The organism is Mesorhizobium sp. M0139 (assembly GCF_040322455.1).
GTDB lineage: Bacteria > Pseudomonadota > Alphaproteobacteria > Rhizobiales > Rhizobiaceae > Mesorhizobium.
This window is the reverse complement of sequence record NZ_JAMYTN010000007.1, coordinates 120894-139578: the sequence shown is the minus strand read 5'-3', so window position 1 is coordinate 139578 and position 18685 is coordinate 120894. Positions and strand designations below refer to the sequence as shown.

Here is an 18685-nt window from a genome sequence, read left to right as displayed (position 1 = left end):
CCAGAACTGCGTCGTCTCCTGAGGCTGTTGAATTCCAGACACGGTCAATCCTGTTCAAGACGCCGCCGGCGCAAATCCTCTACGTGCTGGCATCGACAAGGCCGAATTTACGATAGCCGGCAAGGAGAGCGCAATGCTGCACAACGACCCCATCGCCGCCCTAACCCCGCAGGTGGTGGAATGGCGGCATCACATCCACGCCAACCCCGAACTCGGTTTCCAGGAGTATGAGACCGCGCGCTTCGTTGCCGACAAGCTGCGCACCTTCGGGCTCGACGAGGTTCATGAAGGCATAGGCGGCACCGGCGTCGTCGGCGTTCTCAGGGGACAGCCAGGCGTGCGCGCCATCGGGCTTCGGGCCGAACTCGATGCCTTGCCCGTGCTGGAAAAGACCGGACTGTCCTACGCGTCGAAAAAAGACGGCGTGATGCATGCCTGCGGCCACGACGGGCACACCGCGATGCTGCTCGGCGCCGCCAAGCTGCTCGCCGACAACAGAGCCTTCGACGGCACCGTCTGTTTCATCTTCCAGCCGGCGGAAGAAAATGAAGGCGGCGCCATGCGGATGATCGAGGACGGACTGTTCGAGCGCTTCCCCGTGGAAGCCGTCTACGCCGTCCACAACTGGCCGGGGCTGCCGCTCGGAAAGATCGCGGCCCGTGCCGGGTCGATGATGGCGGCCGTCGACACTTTCGAACTGAACTTTGAGGGGACCGGCGCGCATGCCGCCATGCCGCAGCTAGGCGACGATCCCGTGCTCGCGGCCGGCGCCTTCGTTCAAGCCGTGCAGCGCATCGTCAGCCGTTCGGTCGACCCGCAAATGGCGCTGGTCGTTTCGATCACCCAGATCCATGGCGGCAATGTCGGCAACATCGTGCCGGGCAAGGTCTGGCTGCAGGGAACCTGCCGCTTCTTCGAGCCCACTTTGTCGGACCATTGCGAAAGGCTGATCGGCGACATCGCGCAAGGCACTGCCTCGGCGCATGCACTCACCGCCAAGCTCGCCTACAAGAAAGGCTACCCGCCGCTGGTCAACACGTCGGCTGCCACTGACCGGGCCGTCCAGGCGGCAACCGCGGTTGTCGGCCGCGAGCAGGTCGAGACCGCATTCAACCCGAGCCTCGGCTGCGAGGATTTTGCCTACATGGTCCGCGAAGCCGGCGGCTGCTATGCCTGGGTCGGCGCAGGAGCGGTCAGACTGGGCGAAGGGCTGCACGGCGATCGCTATGTCTTCAACGACGCCATCGTCCCCACCGTGCTCCGCTATTTCGTCACGCTCGTTGAGCAGACGCTACGCTGACGGCCGAGCGCCTCAGCGCAAGGTCTCGACGTATTTCTCGTGGAAGCTGACATAGCCGGGTTCGACGACTTTGAGATGGCGCTCGATCAGCTGGTGGAAGGCCGGCAGCTGATGGAAGGGCACGCCGGGATAGGCGTGGTGCTCGGCGTGATACGGCATGTTCCAGGCGACTTTGCGCACCAGCCAGTTGGTCAGCGTGGTGCGGGTGTTTTCCAGCATGTTGGCGACAAGCGGGCAGCGGCCATGCTCGGCCAGCAGATAGAGCCTGAGGAAGGGCTGGCCGAGCAGCGCCGGCACGATCCAGACATAGAGCAGTACACTTGCCTCGAACCACAGGGCTAGCGCGGCGACCACGACATAGAAAGCGATCATGGCGCGGGCTTCAGTGCGCACCTTGGGCAGGCCTTTCGGCGGCACGTAGCTGTCGTGGCAGCCGCCAATCGCGTTGGTGTAGAGTGTCTGCAAATGCCCCCACCACACCGGCAGGCCCGAGACGTGGACGATGTATTGCCGCATCGTCTCCGGTTTCGGGAAGGCGAGTTCCGGATCGTTCTCGGGATCCTGGGTGAAACGGTGATGGGCGAAGTGGAAATAGCGAAACCAGTCGGCGGGCAGCGCGATCGCCAGGCTGCAGACCCTTGCGGCGGCATCGTTGAGCCACTGCGTCTCGAACGCCGTCCTGTGCACCGTCTCATGCAGCAGCGTGAACAGGAAGACGATAAGAATGCCTTGCGGCAACATCAACAGCGGCCAGTACGACACCTTGGCCGCAATCAGCCCGCCGATAGCCACAATCGCGCCGAGATGGAAGGCGAGTTGGACCAGACCCGGCCCGTCCGACTTGCCGGTCAGGCGGCTGCGCTGCTCATTGGTCAGGAACGCGATGACGTCGCGATGGTCTCTGGGTTCAAACTGGGCCGATACGGTCATGGCGCCAAGCTACTCGAATAAGAAAGCTTTCGAAAGACGAGGATTTCTGCGACACAGATAAGCTGACCTTACCTATCGGATCACCCAATGACCGCGCTTCCTTCGCTGAGAGGACTTCAAGCCTTCGAGGCGGCGGCGCGCTCGGGGAGTTTCGCCGCAGCGGCGGATGAGCTCTCGATCTCGGCGGCTGCGGTCAGCCAGCTCATTCGCACCGTCGAGGAGCAGATGGGTCGAAAACTGTTCCATCGCGTCAACCGCCGCGTGGTGCTGACGGAAGCCGGCGTCGAGATGCTGCCCCGGCTGACCCTGGCTTTTCGGGAGATCGGCAGCATCGCGCGTGGCAGCGATGCCTTCCGCCCGCGGCTTGTCGTATCGGTGCCGCCGTCCATGGCGATGGGCTGGCTTTCCGAACGCCTCGCCGGCTTTGTCGCCAGCCACGGCGCCGTCGACATATCCCTGCGCGGCGATGACGATCCGGTGCCGTTCGACCGCGAACTGATCGACATCCGGCTGTCCTTCGGCCCGCACTATCGTGAACACCCGAGCGAGGAGATCGTCAGGGACGCCGTCTACCCCGTCTGCGCGCCAGAACTCACCGCCAAAACCGACAGCCTCGCCGGCCTGCCACTGATTCACACCGACTGGGGACCGACCGGCGCGTCGTTTCCGTCTTGGCGCACATGGTTCGAGGCGGCGGGCATAGAGCCCGGCCGCACAGTGCAGCGCGGCCTGTCGGCGAACTCGTCGCGGGCAGCGCTCGACCTTGCCATTTCAGGGCTGGGCGTGGCGCTGGCGCAAGGCATTTATTGCGCCGGGGCGCTGGAAGAGGGCCGTTTGGTCCGGGCTAATGCCCTATCGATCGCGCTGCGTCAGCCATATTGCCTGACGATCCCGGAACGCAGTGCAAGGCGCGACCTGGTGGCGGCGTTTCGCAATTGGCTGATTGAGGAATGCCGGCGGTCGGTGGGTTCGCCGGTGCTCCTATGATGGTCAGCAGCGTCAGAGATGCGCAGCCAGCGCCGCTGTCATGTCCTTGTTCGTCGCCACGGGAATGATCTCGAACTCCACCAGGTCAGACCATTCGATGACCCAGCGCTGCAGCAGAGTGACGTCATCGGCCTCGACCAGCAGGAAGCAGCGGCTCATATCAGCCGCGATCCAGGAGTGGTGCACGACAAGCGCGTCCGGCTTCAATCTGCCGCGCTCGCCGAAACGGCGGTAGATCTCCTTGCGGTCGCAGCCGGTGAAATCCTCGATGACGATGAACTGCATTTTTCCCGCTCGGTTGAATTACCGCCCGGGACGGCAAACTAACGCCCGGGACGGTCCAGCCGCTCCAGGAACCATTGCGTCAGCCGCACCCAGACTTCGTCCTTTTCGCCGGAATCCTCCCAGCCATGGTCGAGGTTCGGATTGTCGTTGACCTCGATGACGAAGACGCCATCCTTGGTTTCCTTGAGATCGACGCCGTAAAGCCCGTCGCCGATGCAGCGCGCCGCCTTCACCGCGGTGTCGACGACATGCGGCGGCGTCTCTTTCAGCGTGAAGGTCTTGATGCCGCCCTGGTCGGGCTTGCCGCTGGCCTTGTGGTTGACGATCTGCCAGTGTTTTTTCGCCATCAGATAATGCACGGCAAACAGCGGCTGCCCGCCGAGCACGCCGACGCGCCAGTCATATTCGGTCGGGATGAATTTCTGCGCGATCAGGAGATCGGAATCCTCCAGCCACTCGGTGGCGAGCGTCTTCAGTTCTTCGAAGTTGCCGCATTTCTTGACGCCGCGCGAGAACGATGAATCCGGGATCTTCAGCACCAGCGGAAAGCCCAGCGTCTGCGCCGCCAGTTCGAGGTCCGAGGTGCCGGCTATCATCACCGTCGGCGGCACCGGCACCTTGTTGTAGGCCATCAGTTCGTTGAGATAGACCTTGTTGGTGCAGCGGATCATCGACAGCGGGTCGTCGATCACCGGCATGCCTTCCTGCTGGGCGCGGCGCGCGAAGCGGTAGGTGTGGTTTGAGATCGAGGTGGTCTCGCGGATGAACAGCGCGTCGTAATTGGCGAGCTTGGCCAGGTCCTTCCTGGTGATCGGCTCGATTTCGACGCCCATCTTTTCGGCGATCTTGGCCCAGTAACGCAGCGAGGAAATCTCCGACGGCGGCAGTTCCTCATGCGGATCGACCAGCGTGGCGAAGGTGTAGCGTGCCGGCGTGCGGCCCTTGGTGTCGCGCCACTCGCGGTTGGTGTACGTCTCGAGCGCCTGCACGAATAAGGCTTCTTCCTCCTCGGCCATCCTGGCCAGCGGCAGGAAGCCGATCTTGCGGATCGAAGCCCATTCGGCGCTGTCCTTGATGTGAACCTCAAGCGCCGGAGCGCGGAACCAGTCGAACAACAGCTTGGCGAAGCGGTCCCAGACCTTCGACGGTCCGATGCCGAAGAAGATGCAGATTTTTTGCGGGAAAACGCCTCCGAGATCCTTGCGGCACTTGTTGAGCGCCAGCTCCAGTTCCGGCAGCGCGTGCTCGTAGAGCTTGCGCTCGGACAGGTCGATCATCGTCTCGACCGTCGGGATGACCTTGTGGCCGCGCGAACCGGCGAGCAGAGAGGCATAATAGCCGCGGCTCTGGTAGGCGTAATTGTTCGACAGGTTGATGACCTTCGGCTGCTGGCCGCGAAACAGCGCCGGATGCGCAAGATAGTCACGGTTGGTGATGATCTTGTGCGGCGTCGCCGCCGGGTCGAGATCGTTCTGACGGCCGGTGAGGATGACCCAGGTCATTGTTATCAGCGTTTCCCAAGAGTGATGGCAGCACGCAGTCCGTCGCGGCCGAATTGCGCCATGTTCATGAAGATGCCGTGCGGCACGGGAATGTTGGCGGCATCGAGGATGGTCTCCTGTCTTTCGTCCTCGACCCAGGGATCGTGGATCAGGATGTGGTCGCCATCGTCGCCGATAGCCAGCACCCAATGCGGCACCTTCTTGCCGAACATCAGGAAGCCGCTGATCAGCACCAGCACCAGTTTTCCCTGAGCCAGGGCGCCGCGGATATCGTCGATGGTGAATGGACGGAAATTCACCGGGATGCCGTAAAGTTCCGCGCGGCGGCGAAAGTCCACCTGGGCAAGTTCCATCACCCGGCGCTTGTCGTCGCTGCGCACCGATTGCAAGAACAGCGCGCCATAGAAGGACACGAAGATTTCCGCCGCAAGCCCGCTTTCGTAGCCGGAAACCGCAAGGCCGAAGGGCTCGCAGCCGCCTGGGCCGGACATCATGAACACGGTCGTTGCCTCGCGCCATAGGCGGATTTCCATGACCGGATCGGGCACGAAGCCGGAATCGAAATTGGCCATCGCCATCATCAGGCAGCATGGACCGCAGGTGAACTCGCAGGTCTGCTGGTAGAATGGGACCTTGGTGGCGACCGGAATATCGCCGCGCAAGGTCTTTTCGTAGCGCAGCGCGGTGGCGCCATCCTCGTAATAGTGAGGCTCGCGACCGATCTTGCGGTAGCCGCTCTGCTCATAGATGCCAATGGCGCGAAGATTGTCCTCGCGCACTTCGAGACGCAACATCATGCGGTCGTGCTCGAAGGCAGCTTCTTCGGCCGCTGCAAGCAGCATGCGGCCAAAGCCGCGGCCGCTGAAAAACGGGCTGGTGGCAAGCGAATAGAGCCGGGCGACGCCGCTGCCCTTGCGAAACAGCACGATGGCGTAGCCGGCGACACGACCATCGCTTTCGGCGACCAGCATCTCGGCTGTCTCGCGTTCGATCAACAAGCGGAAGGAGCGCCGGGAAATGCGGTCACTGGAAAAGACCGCCTTCTCGATGGCGGCGAGGTCATCGACGTCGGACGCGCGGGCCTTGCGAATCTCGGCAGGCATGCGGGTTTGGAAAACCTCGATTGGGTGGAGGAAAAGACCGCAGTCAAAAACGTCGCAAACATCAGCCGAAACGCCGATATCCATCAAGCGCTATCGCACTTCGAATAGGGCCGAATTGTGACACTTTCTACCCCGGCGCATTCCCGAAACGGAATGCGCTTAACTGGCGATACCAGCCAGAAGCTGACCGTAGGCCCGCTTGGCGACCGCAGCCAGTTGCTCGCGCGGCAGCGAGCCGACGACGGCGCAGGCATAGCCCTTGTCCAGCCAGTAGACCGCCTCGGGGCCGTCGGCCTCGGCCATGTAGGTGCCCTTGGACTTGGCTGAGGAATCAGCGGTAACGAACAAGGAGATGCGCTGACCCTTGGCGTCCTCGTAAAGCAGCATCGCTGCCTTGCCCTGGCCGGCGGGCAGCAGCCGGCCGCCAACCAGCTGGAAGCCTTCCGCCACCAGATCCGGCGCCACCAGTTTCAGGCCGACGCGGTTGGACAGCCAGGTCTGCAGGTGATCCTTGTCGCTTGCCGGCACTTCCACCGCATGGCGCTGTTCGGCGGCATAGATGACATGGGCGGCGATCGCCTCTTCGGCCAGTTGGTCATCGGCGCCATCTTCCCTGCCGATGCCGTCGATGCCGGCAAAATAGCCGCCAAGACCGCCGATGACGAGCACTGCGGCCGCCGCGGGCGCAAGCCACCAGCGCGACTGCCGCGCCGCCGCTTTGGTCGCGCCTTCACCGCTAACGATCTGCTTGAACAGCACCGGCACGGGCTCGTCGAGCACACCGGCAAAGGCGGCGCGCAACGCGGTGCGGTCGGCGGTGTAGCGGGCGCTTTTGGCCTTCATTTCGGGATTGGCGTCGATCCAGGCGTCGTAGGCGGCGCGCTCGTCGCCCGGCAGCTCGCCGTCGAGAGCCATGTGGATATCGCGTTCGGAAAAATCGCGGCGGGTCATTTCTCGACGATCCTTATCGAGCGGCGGCGCGCCGTGTCATCGAGCAGGCTGCGCAGCTCCTCGCGTCCGCGCGCTATGCGCGACATCAGCGTGCCGGCGGGCACGCCGAGAATGTTGGCGGCTTCGGCATAGGAGAATCCTTCGATGGCGACCATGACGAGAGCGGCGCGACGGTCGGGGCTGATCGCCTGCAATGCGTCGATGATCTCGCGCGAGGCGGCGTTCTCCGCCTGCTCGGCGGGGACTGCCTGCGCCTCGTTTGCGTCAAGCGGCAGGATCGCCGCCTCACCGCGCCGGTTCACCTTGCGCATCTGATCGATGAACAAATGATGCATGATCGTAAACAGCCACCTCCGGGGGCTTTCTCCTGTCTGCCAGCTTTCAAGCCGCAAGAGCGCTCGTTCGAGGCAATCCTGGACGAGATCGTCGGCGGATTCGCGGTCGCGCAGAAGCGAGCGTGCGTAGCGGCGCAAGCGCGGTATTTCGCCAAGGATTGCTGCCTTCTTTTCGTCCATGACCGCTGGTTCTGAGGTCGCCCTTGTTTAACCCGATTGAACGCGCCTTCCCGGCGCGGCGCAAGCGGCCAGCGCGAAGCGGTCTGCCGCCCCGGTCACCCAAGCACTGAGATAACGAGGTGATCGGCTAAATTATTCCCCGCAATCAACAAGAGGGCCGAATTATCCTAAATCGGTCTGCGCGAAATCATGGCCTTTGTATAGCAGTGGAAGATCGCGGCTTTTCGCGCAGGCGTAAGCAAAACAGTCCCCGAGATTCAGATCCGCCTTGTGGCCAACGGCTTTGCCGTAACGGGCACTCGCGTCAATGGCCCGAGAGCTGATGTTGTCGTCAATGGCCAGACTCTCTCCCATGATCTCCACAATGAACTCATCGATCAGATCGCGGGCATGGAGAAGGGCTTCAGCGCTGGGTCTGCGCGGGCCGGCGCCAGCCCGTGCCAATGCCTGTGTTGCTTCGAAGTGAACCAACGGAGAAACCCAGACCCGCCCGGAAAAACCGGATAGCTGCTTCAGCAATTCCTCCCACCCAGGTTCCTGGTTGAGAATGGCGACGATCACCGACGCGTCGACAAACATCAGTCTTCCCACAGCTCGTCGGTGAACTTCTTCATATCGAAATCGGGATTGGGCAGGCCAAGCTTCCTGGCCCTGTCCTGAAGACTGGCGATCCGATCGCGCAGCGGCACCTTCGCCCGATTGCGCTCAAGTTCGTGCACGAGCGCGACCCGCACCGCCTCCGTTTTGCTCGGAGCGTTCGTCTCGCGTTGCAATCTGCTGGCCAGCGCATCCACTTCGTCGTCGCGGATATAGAGCGGCATCGAATATCCTCCGTTGGATATTCATATATTCCATCTCGTATATCACCTCAAGTTGCAGCGTTGGCCTCCCTCGCCGCCCGCGTCAGCAGCCGCTGGTAGAACAGGCCGATGCCGATCAGCACGGCGCCAAGACCGATGAAGGACAGCGCCCTGAGCACGCCTTCCAGTTCCGACATGTCGAACAGGAAGACTTTTACCACGGCAATCGCGATCAGCGCCGCCGAGGCGATGCGCAGCACCTGCGACTTCAGCCAGACGCCGGCGGTGAGCAGCACGACGCCGATGATCAGCCAGAGCGCCGAATAGGTGTAGGTCTCGAGCTGCCCGAGGCCGCTCCACAGGCCGATGAACTCGCCCTTGAACACGCGCCTGACCGACAGTGTGGCGTAGGCGAAGACAAGCAATGCCGCCACCACCGCCAGCATCTGCGCATACCATGGCGGCCGCTTGTCCCTGGCATAGAGCGCCAGCCCGCCGGCGGCTATGGCCGGCAACAGGTAAGCCAGGAACAAGAGGTTGAACACCGGGATCTGGCCGGTCGATTCGTCGGTGAACAGCGGATTGAGCACCAGGAAATGCTGGAGGACGATGAAGGCGACCGAGAGCACGCCGGCGGCCATCGAGCCGTAGCGCAGCACAGAGCTTGGCGAGCGCATGTCGATCGCCAACAGTATTGCGCCGGCGCCGATGGCGATCAGCGTATAGATCGCCTGTTCGGCGAGCGTCACCGGGCCGGTGTCGATGACGCCACCATGCATGGCGTGGCGCACCAGCATGGCAACGGTGAGCAGCGCGAAAAGGGCTGCACCCGCTTCCATGGCCAGGCGCGGCCGGCCATTACCAGCTGTTGGTAGTGCGGGGGTGGTACGCGCGAGTTGCCAGGCGGCAAAGCCGAAGGCTAGCGCCGGTACGCCGTATCCCGGCAGCAGCCAGTTGAACACCCGCGTCGTCGTCAGGAACTCGGCGCCGACGATGGTCGGATCGAAGGCGACGCGGCCCAGCACGGCAACGACCGCGCCGACCGAAATCCAGCCAAGCACCGGATAGCTGCGCCACCGCGTCGCCAGCGCCGGCACGATGGCGGCAACGCCGGCAAGAATGGTCGTCCAGCCGGATCCGAAGGCCATGTGCAGCATCAGCAGGCCGGCCAGAGCCGAGCCGCAAAGCGCGAAGGAGACGGCGATGTCGCCCTTGAGCGGCGGCTGTTCGGCGCGCGCGATCCATTCGCCACCGGCAGCGAAGACAACAACCAGAAGGGCAGCTATCGCTGCGTAGACAAGGTCGCGGTCGAGATTGCCGTAGGCAAGCCACAGCGTCAGCAGAATAAGCAGCGGCGCAGCGACGCCCCATGCCGCCCAGCATGCCGCGCGGACCCGTGCTGAGGCGGCGAAGCGGCGTGCGGCCCAGAAGCCGGCGCCGATGAAGACCAGGCCGAGGCCAATGCCGATGCGCAGCGTCAACGGATTTCCGGCCGCCACCGGCATGCCGTCAAAGCCGATATTCCCCTGGGTTATGTCGGAGCCGATGGTGGTGGGCGGAATGATGCCGAGATGGATCATCACGCTCACCACGCCGGCGGCATGCAGCAGCGGCAGCGCGCGCGGCCGGTAGAGTGCGGTGGCGACAAGGGCGACGAGGACGAAGGCGCCCGGCAAGGCGCCACCGGCGGCGACCAGCGTCGTGTCGACGGACAGGCCTAGCGCTGAAAACGCAACGAAAACGCCAGGCACGATCGAGGGCCAGTCGAAGCCCGCCTTTGCAGGTTCCGCTTCGCCGCCACGACTGCCCAGCCAAACAAAGGCAAGCACCGCCAGCGTCACCGCGTCGATGAACAGGACGACGGCAAGGTCGGCGAACCGGATGACGGCAAGGTCGGCGACGAGCGTACTCATCATGTAGGCGATGGTCCAGGCGCCGGTGCCGAAGAAGGCGGCCGCAATCAGGAATTTCCAGTCGCGAATGCGGGCGATCACGGCTGTGGCGGCAAGCACGATCGCCAGGTAGACGAACAGCGCCCATGGGTTGGGCGCCTGCGAGGACACAAGCGCCGGCGTCGCCATCGAGCCGACAAGGCCGATGCCGGCCAGGGCCTGGCCGTGGACGAGGGCGGCGACAATGGTCGCCACGCCGATGGCGCCGAGCACGGTGAAGGCGAAGGCCGGCCCGACGAAACCGTAAATGGCATGCGCGGCATAGACCGTACCGAACAGGATGAAGGCGCCGGCAGCCGTCAGGATCGCCGGAATATAGGCGCCTGCAGCCCCTTGCACCGGCACCTTGAAGCCGGTGCGGCGGATGAACTCGCCGCCGCCGATCAGCACCAGGCCGAGCAGCGCCGCCAGGGACAGCCGCACTTCAGGGCCGAAAATGCCGGCCTCGATGGTGTAGCGGATCAGGAACAGGCCGCCCAGGGCCAGCGCGACGCCGCCGACCCAGACCGCCCAACGGGTGCCGAGCGCCGTTTCGACCTCTGACTGGCGGGCTGCCTTCGACGTGGCGGCAGGCGCGGATCCGGTGAATGCCGCCTTGGCCGCGGCCGACAGTTCTGGCACGGCCTCGCTGGTGGCCGCATCGGCTTCGGCGGCCGGTGCCTGGGCATGTGCCGCGTCTGCTGTTGTTGGCGAAGCTATGTCGGCAACTGGTGCGCTAGCGTGAGCGGCATCCGCCGGTGCGCTTGCAGCCTGCTCGGCCGGTTTGGCAACGGGCGGTGTCGCATGCACTCCGGACAGAACCAGGCTGCGCAGCGCTCCGAGCTCGCGCTCGATCAGACTGACGCGGCCCTGCTGGCGCAAGACGAGGACAAAAAGCACGATAACGACGACGGCGCCAATCAGGCTTTCAAACATGGCGGTTCCCCCAAACCAGGCCAGTTTTCACTGACAATTGCGGCGGCCACACGGCCACCCCAGACGGCTATTCAAGTCACGCCACCGCAATGGTGGCCGAAAAGAAGTTATCGAGCATGTTTCGTCGGCAAATTCCAGCGGCCTACGGTCTTTATCCTCACCCATCATCTGAGATAGCCAGGAATGGCATGCCGCCGCCACTTGCCCAGGAGCCATGCTATCCTCGGATGAACTACGAGGAAATCGAATGCCGAAACGAAGTGCAGGGCTGCTGATCCACCGGACAAGGGCCGGCATTCTCGAATTTCTGCTCGTCCATCCCGGCGGCCCGTTCTGGGCAAGGAAGGATGAAGGCGCTTGGTCGATCCCCAAGGGCCTCGTCGAGGACAATGAAGATGAGTTGGCCGCCGCCCGGCGCGAGGCTGGGGAAGAACTCGGAGTCAGCATCGATGGCGATTTCGAACCTGTCGGCAGCTATCGGCAAGCCGGCGGCAAGATCGTCATCGCCTGGAGTGTCGAAGCCGATTTCGATCCCGATGCCGTTAAAAGCAACATGTTCACGATGGAATGGCCGCCCAGGTCAGGCGTGACGAGGGAATTTCCCGAAATCGACAGGGCCGGCTGGTTTTCGTTCGCCGAGGCCAGCCTCAAGATCCTCGGCGGTCAGCGCGCCATCCTCGATGATTTCATGGAGCATCGCAAAGCCGGCTGAGGCTCTTGCCCTACGAGTACCCCCACCCTAACCCTCCCCACAAGGGGGAGGGAATGCTCCCGCATGCAGCTTTTGGTGTGAACCTGGACGGTTTGCGGAGGTCAGCACCCACCGAGTCTCCCTCCCCCTTCTGGCGCAGCGTCTGCCGTAAGGGCGGCCTTGCCGCCCGAATGATGCTTGCGCAAGGCGGCGAGGAAGCCGGCACGGGCATCGGGCTGTTCGATGCCGCGCGGCTCGTAGACATGGCGGGTGAAAAAGAAACCGGTCAGATGGAAGGCGTCCTCGAGTGCCGCGTGGTCCGCCCGCAAGCCGGAGCCGCGCCGCAGGAAGGCCGGCAGCGCCAGCATCTTGTCGCGCCATGGCGCGCCGGCCTGGCGCGAAACCGCGCGGCCGGATTTCGGCGAGACATAGGCCAGATCCTGCCTGGCGCCGGTCGCCGCGCACTGGCTGAGATCGAGGCCGAAGCCGAGTTCGTCGAGGATGAGCAGTTCGAAGCGCGCCACCAGTTCGCCGGCGGCATCCGAATCGTCCAGATGGGCGATCATCACGGCAAGCGTCTCATACAGGCCGCCATGGGCGTCGCGCTCCGGCAGGAGCCTGAGATGCGCGGCCATGGTCTGCAGGCCGTAGACGGCGACTGCGCTGTCCATCAACCTGGCGGCATTCATCTCGATCGCCTCGGCCTGGAAGGTGCCGAGATGCTCGTCGAGGCGTGCCCGCCACAAAAGGTCGACGCGGTTGCCGGGCTGCAGCACCGGCTGCTGCTTGCGCGAGCGCCCGCCGCGCACCAGGCCGAGATGGCGGCCATGCGCACGCGTCATTACCTCGAGAATGGCGCTGGTTTCGCCATGCTTGCGGGTGCCGAGTATGATTCCCTCGTCGCGCCATTCCATGGCAGGAGCTTGTCACCGGTTGCGTGGCTAAATCAAGGTTTTGGCGCGCCGCGTGCGATCTGTGCTGACATTGGATCCCCACACATCGTCGAAAGGCTCTGATCACGCGAATTCCCGGTGATCGGCCAGGACGTCGTCGATGACGCGGCGCGATCGTTCCGCCTCGGCCTGGTTGGCGTCGTGTCCGGCAACGGTGATCAGCGCTTTCCACAGCGTCCAGCCGCGGCCGCGCGCCCAGGTCGCTTCATCGACGTCGATGGCAGCCCGGAATGCCTCCCGGCTCTCGCCCTGGAAGAATGTCCAGGCGATCGCCAGGTCGCAAGAGGGATCGCCGATGCCTGAGGTGCCGAAGTCGATGATGGCGCTCAAACGGCCGTTTTGGACCAGAAGGTTGCCCCAGGCGACGTCGCCGTGAAACCAGACGGGCGACCCTTGCCAGGTGGCGGCAAGGGCCGCATCCCAGACAGCGGTGGCCGCCTGGGTGTCGATCTGCCCCTCCAGCGCCTGGAGTGCTTCCCTTGTCTGGTTGTCATACACGCTCAGCGATCCGCCGCGGAAGAAATTGTGCTGGCCCGCGGGCGGCCCGCCCGCCGGATCGATCCGCCGGAGCGCAATGAGGAACTTGGCCAGATCGACCGCGAACTGTCGGCGATCGGCGATTTCGGCGGTCTTGGCTGTTTCGCCGTCGATCCAGCGGTAGACGGACCATTGCCAGGGGTAGTCCTCCCCAGGCTCGCCCATCGCCAGTGGAACCGGGATCGGCAGCGGCAGAAGCGGCGCCAGCCTGGGCAGCCAGCGGTGCTCTTTTTCGACCTGCAAGGCATATGGTGCGGCACTCGGCAGCCGCAGAGTCATATCATTGCCGAGGTGGAAGGTTCGGTTGTCCCAACCGCCAAACGTCACCGGGCTCACCGGCAGATGCCGCCATTGCGGAAACTGCGCGTTGACCAGCCGGCGCACGAGATCGGTATCGATGGTCGGTTTTGGATCAGGCATGTCATCGTCTCAAACTGCCGGAGCGGCATTTCTAGACGATGAAGCTCAATGGGGAAACTCAAGCCCCATCTCACGGTAGCGTTCGGGGTCGTCGCCCCAGTTTTCACGCACTTTGACGAACAAGAACAGGTGCACTTTCTGCTCGAGAATGCCGGCTATTTCCATGCGCGCCGACTGGCCGATGGCGCGGATGGTCTCGCCCTTGTGGCCGAGCACGATCTTCTTCTGGCTGTCGCGCTCGACATAGATGGTCTGGTCGATGCGCACCGAGCCGTCCGGTTTCTCTTCCCATTTCTCGGTCTCGATATGCGAGGAATAGGGCAACTCCTGATGCAGCCGCAGATACAGCTTCTCGCGGGTGATCTCGGCGGCCAGTTGGCGCATCGGCAGGTCCGAGATCTGGTCTTCCGGATAGTACCAGGGGCCGACCGGCAGCGCTTGCGCGAGATAGTCGAGCAAATCCTTGCAGCCGGAGCCGGTCAGCGCCGAGACCATGAAGGTGCGCTTGAACGGCACCTTTTCGTTTGCTGCCGCAGCCAGGGCCAGCAGCGCCTCGTGCTTGACCCGGTCGACCTTGTTGAGGATCAGCACCATCGGCTGGCGGACGTCCTTCAGCCGCTCGAGGATGGCGTCGGCGTCACCCCTGATGCCGCGCTCGGCATCGATCAGCAGAAGCACGATATCGGCGTCCTTGGCGCCACCCCAGGCGGTGGTCACCATCGCGGTGTCGAGCCGGCGCTTCGGCTTGAAGATGCCGGGCGTATCGACAAAGACGATCTGCGCGTTGTCATGCGTGGCGATGCCGCGCACGATGGCGCGGGTGGTCTGCACCTTGTGGGTGACGATCGACACCTTGGCGCCGACCAGTTGGTTGACCAGCGTCGACTTGCCGGCATTGGGCGCCCCAATCAGGGCAACGAAGCCGGAATGCGTGGCCTCCGCTGCCGGAGGGAGATCTTCGCTGCCGGTCACGCCGCACTCCCTTGGTTGGCCCAGATGCCCTCGCGCATAAGAAACGCCGATGCCGCCGCTTCTTCGGCTGCGCGGCGAGAGCCGCCCGTGCCGCTCGCCGGCGCAAAACCGCCGACCTTCACGGACACCGTGAAAACCGGTTGATGTTCAGGTCCCTCGCGTTTCTCGATCGCGTATTCGGGCCTGACATCGCTGGTCTTGGCGATCCATTCCTGCAGGTCGGATTTCGGATTGGGCGGCTTGGCCACCACCTTTTGCGAGCGCGGCTCCCAGTAACGCAGGACGAATTGCCTTGCGGCATCGAGGCCGCCGTCGATATAGACCGCCGCGATCAGCGCCTCGACCGCATCCGCCAGATAGTTTCCGCCCGAGCCGCGCGAGCGCGCCTTCAAGGCAGCGTCGGCCCGAACCAGATCTTCGAGCTGCATTTCAATGCCGATCTCGGAGCATGTCCGCGCATCGACCAGGGCATTGAAGCGCGGGGCGATTTCACCTTCCGGCGCCTCAGGAAACTTTTCAAAAAGCAGGTCGGCAACGATCAGGCCGAGCACGCGGTCGCCAAGGAATTCGAGGCGCTGGTTGTTGCTGCTTGCCTTGACCGCGCTGGAATGCGTCAGCGCGGTCTCGAGCAAACGGACGTCCCGGAAGGAATGGCCGGTTTTGGCTGTCACCAAATCGGCCAGAGTTTCACCCGTCGGGCGCTTCAAAGCCATCAATTCACGAAATGGAACAGGCGCGACAGGCGCACCAGCGACGGCCATTTCCAGATCTCGAGCGGGCTCGCCTTCCCGGCGATCGAGAAGAAGACGATGTTAGCGCGGCCGACAAGGTTCTCCGCCGGCACGTAGCCGACGCTGAGGCGGCTGTCGGAGGAATTGTCGCGGTTGTCGCCCATCATGAAATAGTTGCCGGGGGGCACGACGAACTCGCGGGTGTTGTCGGTGATCGAATTCGGTGTCAGGTCGAGCGTGTCGTAGCTGACGCCGTTGGGCAGGGTCTCGCGATAGACGTCGACCGGCTCAGGCACTTCCGTGATATCAGGATTTTGGATCTGGCCGGTTTTCACACGAGGCACGCCCTGGCCGTTGATGAACAATTGGCCGTCCTTCATCTGGATCTTGTCCCCCGGCAGGCCGACGACGCGCTTGATGTAGTCGAGCGACGGATCCGGCGGGAACTTGAAGACCACCACGTCGCCGCGCTTCGGATCGGAACCCCAGATGCGGCCGGAAAAGATGTCGGGGCCGAATGGCAGCGAATAGCGCGAGAAGCCGTAGGACCATTTGGTGACGAACAGATAGTCGCCTTCGAGCAAGGTCGGCCGCATAGAGCCGGACGGGATCGAGAAGGGCTGGAACAGCAACGTGCGGATGACCATGGCCAGCAGCAAAGCCTGGATGATGACGCTGACGATTTCGCCAAGCCCGCCGGATTTCTTCTCGGATTTTTCAGCCACGCTCATGTCGTCCTCGATTGTGCGTTGGATGGTATAGAGTCTCGGCGCGCGCTGGGCAACGTCAAGTCGGCGTTAGATAGCGGTCGTCTGATGCAATCAATGTGGCGCTTGTTCGGCGGGCAACGCCTCGATGATCACAAAGGCTTGAGCAAGCGGGAAATCATCGGTGATTGTGAGGTGGATCGCCGCTCTGTGCCCCTGTGGCAGGATTTTGGCCAGCCGTGCCGCCGCTCCCCCGGTCAGCGCCATCGTCGGCGCGCCGCTGGGCAGGTTGGCGACCCCCATGTCGCGCCAGAACACGCCCTGCGCGAGGCCGGTGCCAAGCGCCTTGGCGCAGGCCTCCTTGGCGGCGAAGCGCTTGGCATAGGAGGCTGCGCGGCCTTTGCGGCCTTCCGAGCGGACCTGTTCGACCTCGGTGTAGATGCGCTGGATGAAGCGCTGACCATGCCGTTCCAGCGACTTTTCGATGCGTCTGATGTCGATCAGGTCGCTGCCGATGCCGATGATCATTCCGCCGGAACTTCCCGTCCGCGGTGCCCGGCCTTATGCGCCCGCTCTGCCATGCGCTTCCTGCGCTGCTCGCGAAAGGCTGTCATCCCCCAGCGGGTGATGCCGTAGAAGATCAGCCCGAAGATCAGGCCGAGCGGCACAGCGCCGATCAGCATCGGCTCCAGCACCGGATGCCACAGTTTTGCAAACGACAGCGTGTGCATCATCTCACCAAGATGCGCAGGCGGTCCGTTCTTGGGCAGGCGCTCATGCAGGATCAGCTTGCCGACTTCCCAGGACGCTCCCCACAGCAGCGGGAAAGTCAGCGGATTGCCGAAGAATACCGCGCCGAGGGCGGCGGCCACCAGATTGCCGGCGACCACCCAGCAGAGCACGGCGGCGACGGCGAAATGGAAGCCGAGCGGAAAGAAGGAGGCGAAAACGCCGGCCGCGACGCCGGCCGCCACCGCATGCGGTGTCGCCTTCAGCCGCAGGATGCGCTTGGAGAAATATTGCAACGAGCGCGAAAACGAGCGGCGCGGCCACAGATAGGTACGCACCCGCTCCAGAATGCCATCAGGCTTTCGGCGTCGAAAAAGCACTCTGTTCCAGTTCCCGGTTCATCACGCCCAAATTGCAACCATCCCTGGCCGGGCGCGGTCGCTCCATCTTGCGCTTCGAGGGCGCAGAAAGGCAACAACGACTTTGATATAGCGACTGCCTTGCGGCGGAACAATGAAACGCCGCCGCGATGGTCTGCCGCAGGCGGGTAACAAGAGCGCCATTGGGGCGAAACTGAGGACAATATCGATGAAAGCTCCCCGACGACGGCAAGGTCCGCGCGAAGACGACGCCGAGGCGGATAGACTATTCCCGATATTCGCTGACTTCGACCAAATTGCTGTCCGGATCGCGGAAATAGACCGACATCATCGTGCCGCGGGCGCCGGTGCGCTCGACCGGACCGACTTCGATGGCAACGCCATTGGCTTCGAGACTGGCGCAAATCTCGGCAAGCGGCCTTGCGGCGATCAGGCAGAAATCGCCGGACCCAGGCATCGGCGTCTTGGCTTTCGGTTCAAAAGTGTGCGTTGCCTGATGCAGGTTGATCTTCTGCGATCCGAACAGCAACGCCGTCGGCCGGTTCGGCTCGTCGTGACGCTTCAGGCCAAGCACCCGCTGGTAGAAGGCGCAGCTGTCCTCCACCGAGCGGACCGTCAGCACGAAATGATCGATGCCGGCGATCATCGTGATGTCCCCTAAATGTTGCGGCTACCCGGCTTGATCGCCGGGATGGCGGCAAGTTCGGGCGGCAGGCGGTCGGCGGGATAGGCCGGCACCTCATATTCGGCAAGCGCGATCAGCGGCACGCCGACATTGGTCTTGCCGGCCGAGCGGTCGATGATGCAGGCCGCCGCCACGACCTCGGCGCCAATCGCGCGCAGGCAGTCGATGGTTTCGCGAATCGACAGGCCGGTGGTGACGATGTCCTCGACGATGACGACGCGCGATCCCGGCGCGATCTCGAAACGGCGCAGCCTGAACTCGCCGCCTTCGCGCTCCACCCAGATTGCTGGCACACCGAGATGGCGCGACGTCTCATAGGCCGGGATCAGGCCGCCGATCGCCGGGCCGACGACGTAGTCGATCTTGCCCGGCACCGCCTTTTGAATCTTCTCGGCCAGCGCCTTGCAAAGCCGCTCGGTCTTGTCGGCATGCATGAAGACGCGCGCCTTCTGCAAGAAGACCGGGCTGCGCAGGCCGGACGTCAGGATGAAATGCCCCTCCAGAACAGCGCCCGCCTCGCGGAAAATGCCCAGAACTTCGTCGGTATTCATAACTCGCCCCATGTCCATGGTGAATGGTTAATGGTGAATGGTGAATGGTGGTGAGAGCGCCTTCTTTCACTATTCACTATTCACTACAC

21 protein-coding genes are annotated in these 18685 nt (G+C 63.5%); 3 read left to right on the top strand and 18 right to left on the bottom strand.

What is annotated here, in order from left to right:
* The first annotated feature begins 133 nt into the window (after positions 1-133).
* Positions 134-1300 (top strand): amidohydrolase, encoded by a 1167-nt coding sequence (locus NKJ58_RS14000; RefSeq protein WP_023727571.1) that lies wholly within the window; start codon positions 134-136, stop codon positions 1298-1300.
* A gap of 12 nt (positions 1301-1312) precedes the next feature.
* Here NKJ58_RS14000 and NKJ58_RS13995 read toward each other — a convergent pair whose 3' ends face one another.
* A complete protein-coding gene (locus NKJ58_RS13995; RefSeq protein WP_023692868.1) occupies positions 1313-2230 on the bottom strand; it encodes a fatty acid desaturase family protein in 918 nt (305 codons plus the stop codon).
* Positions 2231-2317: 87 nt separating this feature from the next.
* Here NKJ58_RS13995 and NKJ58_RS13990 point away from each other — a divergent pair, with 87 nt between their 5' ends.
* Positions 2318-3217, top strand: a complete 900-nt coding sequence (locus NKJ58_RS13990) for a LysR substrate-binding domain-containing protein (protein WP_023753089.1) — start codon at positions 2318-2320, stop codon at positions 3215-3217.
* A 12-nt stretch (positions 3218-3229) separates the two neighbouring features.
* Here NKJ58_RS13990 and NKJ58_RS13985 read toward each other — a convergent pair whose 3' ends face one another.
* The 8 genes from NKJ58_RS13985 to NKJ58_RS13950 form a co-directional block, all read right to left on the bottom strand.
* Positions 3230-3502, bottom strand: a complete 273-nt coding sequence (locus tag NKJ58_RS13985; protein ID WP_023727570.1) for a DUF3303 domain-containing protein — start codon at positions 3500-3502, stop codon at positions 3230-3232.
* A 38-nt stretch (positions 3503-3540) separates the two neighbouring features.
* Positions 3541-5004, bottom strand: coding sequence for a RimK family ATP-grasp domain-containing protein (locus NKJ58_RS13980; protein WP_023692866.1), 1464 nt, complete (start codon positions 5002-5004; stop codon positions 3541-3543).
* 5 nt (positions 5005-5009) lie between these two features.
* Positions 5010-6107, bottom strand: coding sequence for a peptidase C39 family protein (locus NKJ58_RS13975; RefSeq protein ID WP_023820178.1), 1098 nt, complete (start codon positions 6105-6107; stop codon positions 5010-5012).
* A 159-nt stretch (positions 6108-6266) separates the two neighbouring features.
* Entirely contained in the window at positions 6267-7058 is a 792-nt protein-coding gene (locus NKJ58_RS13970) for an anti-sigma factor family protein (protein WP_023709777.1), read from the bottom strand.
* Positions 7055-7573, bottom strand: coding sequence for an RNA polymerase sigma factor (locus NKJ58_RS13965; RefSeq protein WP_023670250.1), 519 nt, complete (start codon positions 7571-7573; stop codon positions 7055-7057). The genes NKJ58_RS13970 and NKJ58_RS13965 overlap by 4 nt, the downstream gene beginning before the upstream one ends.
* Before the next feature lie 162 nt (positions 7574-7735).
* On the bottom strand, positions 7736-8152 hold the full coding sequence (locus NKJ58_RS13960; protein ID WP_352497148.1) for a type II toxin-antitoxin system VapC family toxin: 417 nt from the start codon (positions 8150-8152) through the stop codon (positions 7736-7738).
* Positions 8152-8394 carry a type II toxin-antitoxin system VapB family antitoxin gene (locus NKJ58_RS13955; protein WP_023687289.1) on the bottom strand — a complete coding sequence of 81 codons (243 nt, stop codon included), beginning with the start codon at positions 8392-8394 and terminating at the stop codon, positions 8152-8154. The genes NKJ58_RS13960 and NKJ58_RS13955 overlap by 1 nt, the downstream gene beginning before the upstream one ends.
* A 47-nt stretch (positions 8395-8441) precedes the next feature.
* The gene (locus NKJ58_RS13950; RefSeq protein WP_023820176.1) at positions 8442-11240 is read right to left on the bottom strand and encodes a DUF2339 domain-containing protein; all 2799 of its coding nucleotides are present in this window, start codon (positions 11238-11240) and stop codon (positions 8442-8444) included.
* 247 nt (positions 11241-11487) lie between these two features.
* Between NKJ58_RS13950 and NKJ58_RS13945 the strand changes: the two genes are divergently transcribed.
* The gene (locus NKJ58_RS13945; protein WP_023670246.1) at positions 11488-11952 is read left to right on the top strand and encodes an NUDIX hydrolase; all 465 of its coding nucleotides are present in this window, start codon (positions 11488-11490) and stop codon (positions 11950-11952) included.
* Positions 11953-12053: 101 nt separating this feature from the next.
* On the opposite strand, the gene recO is transcribed toward NKJ58_RS13945, so the two are convergent.
* From recO to pyrE, 9 genes are all read right to left on the bottom strand, one after another.
* Positions 12054-12845 carry a DNA repair protein RecO gene (recO, locus tag NKJ58_RS13940; RefSeq protein ID WP_023670245.1) on the bottom strand — a complete coding sequence of 264 codons (792 nt, stop codon included), beginning with the start codon at positions 12843-12845 and terminating at the stop codon, positions 12054-12056.
* Between the two features lie 102 nt (positions 12846-12947).
* Positions 12948-13841, bottom strand: coding sequence for an aminoglycoside phosphotransferase family protein (locus tag NKJ58_RS13935; protein WP_023820175.1), 894 nt, complete (start codon positions 13839-13841; stop codon positions 12948-12950).
* Positions 13842-13886: 45 nt separating this feature from the next.
* Entirely contained in the window at positions 13887-14813 is a 927-nt protein-coding gene (gene era, locus NKJ58_RS13930; RefSeq protein WP_023670243.1) for a GTPase Era, read from the bottom strand.
* The gene (gene rnc / locus NKJ58_RS13925; protein ID WP_023692856.1) at positions 14810-15526 is read right to left on the bottom strand and encodes a ribonuclease III; all 717 of its coding nucleotides are present in this window, start codon (positions 15524-15526) and stop codon (positions 14810-14812) included. Before rnc ends, era begins: the two co-directional genes overlap by 4 nt.
* Positions 15526-16275 carry a signal peptidase I gene (gene lepB / locus NKJ58_RS13920; protein WP_023670241.1) on the bottom strand — a complete coding sequence of 250 codons (750 nt, stop codon included), beginning with the start codon at positions 16273-16275 and terminating at the stop codon, positions 15526-15528. Before lepB ends, rnc begins: the two co-directional genes overlap by 1 nt.
* A 90-nt stretch (positions 16276-16365) precedes the next feature.
* On the bottom strand, positions 16366-16779 hold the full coding sequence (gene acpS, locus NKJ58_RS13915; RefSeq protein WP_023670240.1) for a holo-ACP synthase: 414 nt from the start codon (positions 16777-16779) through the stop codon (positions 16366-16368).
* Positions 16776-17360 carry a DUF2062 domain-containing protein gene (locus NKJ58_RS13910; protein WP_023670239.1) on the bottom strand — a complete coding sequence of 195 codons (585 nt, stop codon included), beginning with the start codon at positions 17358-17360 and terminating at the stop codon, positions 16776-16778. The genes acpS and NKJ58_RS13910 overlap by 4 nt, the downstream gene beginning before the upstream one ends.
* A 265-nt stretch (positions 17361-17625) precedes the next feature.
* Positions 17626-18006 (bottom strand): VOC family protein, encoded by a 381-nt coding sequence (locus NKJ58_RS13905; protein WP_023684494.1) that lies wholly within the window; start codon positions 18004-18006, stop codon positions 17626-17628.
* Between the two features lie 11 nt (positions 18007-18017).
* The gene (gene pyrE / locus NKJ58_RS13900) at positions 18018-18596 is read right to left on the bottom strand and encodes an orotate phosphoribosyltransferase (RefSeq protein WP_023684495.1); all 579 of its coding nucleotides are present in this window, start codon (positions 18594-18596) and stop codon (positions 18018-18020) included.
* Positions 18597-18685 lie beyond the last annotated feature (89 nt).

Coding starts and splice junctions, on each gene's coding strand:
- pyrE (WP_023684495.1), bottom strand. CDS start 18,596: ATGAATACCGACGAAGTTCTGGGCATTTTCCGCGAGGCGGGCGCTGTT.
- NKJ58_RS13995 (WP_023692868.1), bottom strand. CDS start 2,230: ATGACCGTATCGGCCCAGTTTGAACCCAGAGACCATCGCGACGTCATC.
- rnc (WP_023692856.1), bottom strand. CDS start 15,526: ATGGCTTTGAAGCGCCCGACGGGTGAAACTCTGGCCGATTTGGTGACA.
- NKJ58_RS13950 (WP_023820176.1), bottom strand. CDS start 11,240: ATGTTTGAAAGCCTGATTGGCGCCGTCGTCGTTATCGTGCTTTTTGTC.
- NKJ58_RS13970 (WP_023709777.1), bottom strand. CDS start 7,058: ATGACCCGCCGCGATTTTTCCGAACGCGATATCCACATGGCTCTCGAC.
- NKJ58_RS13935 (WP_023820175.1), bottom strand. CDS start 13,841: ATGCCTGATCCAAAACCGACCATCGATACCGATCTCGTGCGCCGGCTG.
- NKJ58_RS13980 (WP_023692866.1), bottom strand. CDS start 5,004: ATGACCTGGGTCATCCTCACCGGCCGTCAGAACGATCTCGACCCGGCG.
- acpS (WP_023670240.1), bottom strand. CDS start 16,779: ATGATCATCGGCATCGGCAGCGACCTGATCGACATCAGACGCATCGAA.
- NKJ58_RS13965 (WP_023670250.1), bottom strand. CDS start 7,573: ATGGACGAAAAGAAGGCAGCAATCCTTGGCGAAATACCGCGCTTGCGC.
- recO (WP_023670245.1), bottom strand. CDS start 12,845: ATGGAATGGCGCGACGAGGGAATCATACTCGGCACCCGCAAGCATGGC.
- NKJ58_RS13905 (WP_023684494.1), bottom strand. CDS start 18,006: ATGATCGCCGGCATCGATCATTTCGTGCTGACGGTCCGCTCGGTGGAG.
- NKJ58_RS13955 (WP_023687289.1), bottom strand. CDS start 8,394: ATGCCGCTCTATATCCGCGACGACGAAGTGGATGCGCTGGCCAGCAGA.
- lepB (WP_023670241.1), bottom strand. CDS start 16,275: ATGAGCGTGGCTGAAAAATCCGAGAAGAAATCCGGCGGGCTTGGCGAA.
- NKJ58_RS13985 (WP_023727570.1), bottom strand. CDS start 3,502: ATGCAGTTCATCGTCATCGAGGATTTCACCGGCTGCGACCGCAAGGAG.
- NKJ58_RS13990 (WP_023753089.1), top strand. CDS start 2,318: ATGACCGCGCTTCCTTCGCTGAGAGGACTTCAAGCCTTCGAGGCGGCG.
- NKJ58_RS13945 (WP_023670246.1), top strand. CDS start 11,488: ATGCCGAAACGAAGTGCAGGGCTGCTGATCCACCGGACAAGGGCCGGC.
- NKJ58_RS13975 (WP_023820178.1), bottom strand. CDS start 6,107: ATGCCTGCCGAGATTCGCAAGGCCCGCGCGTCCGACGTCGATGACCTC.
- NKJ58_RS14000 (WP_023727571.1), top strand. CDS start 134: ATGCTGCACAACGACCCCATCGCCGCCCTAACCCCGCAGGTGGTGGAA.
- NKJ58_RS13960 (WP_352497148.1), bottom strand. CDS start 8,152: ATGTTTGTCGACGCGTCGGTGATCGTCGCCATTCTCAACCAGGAACCT.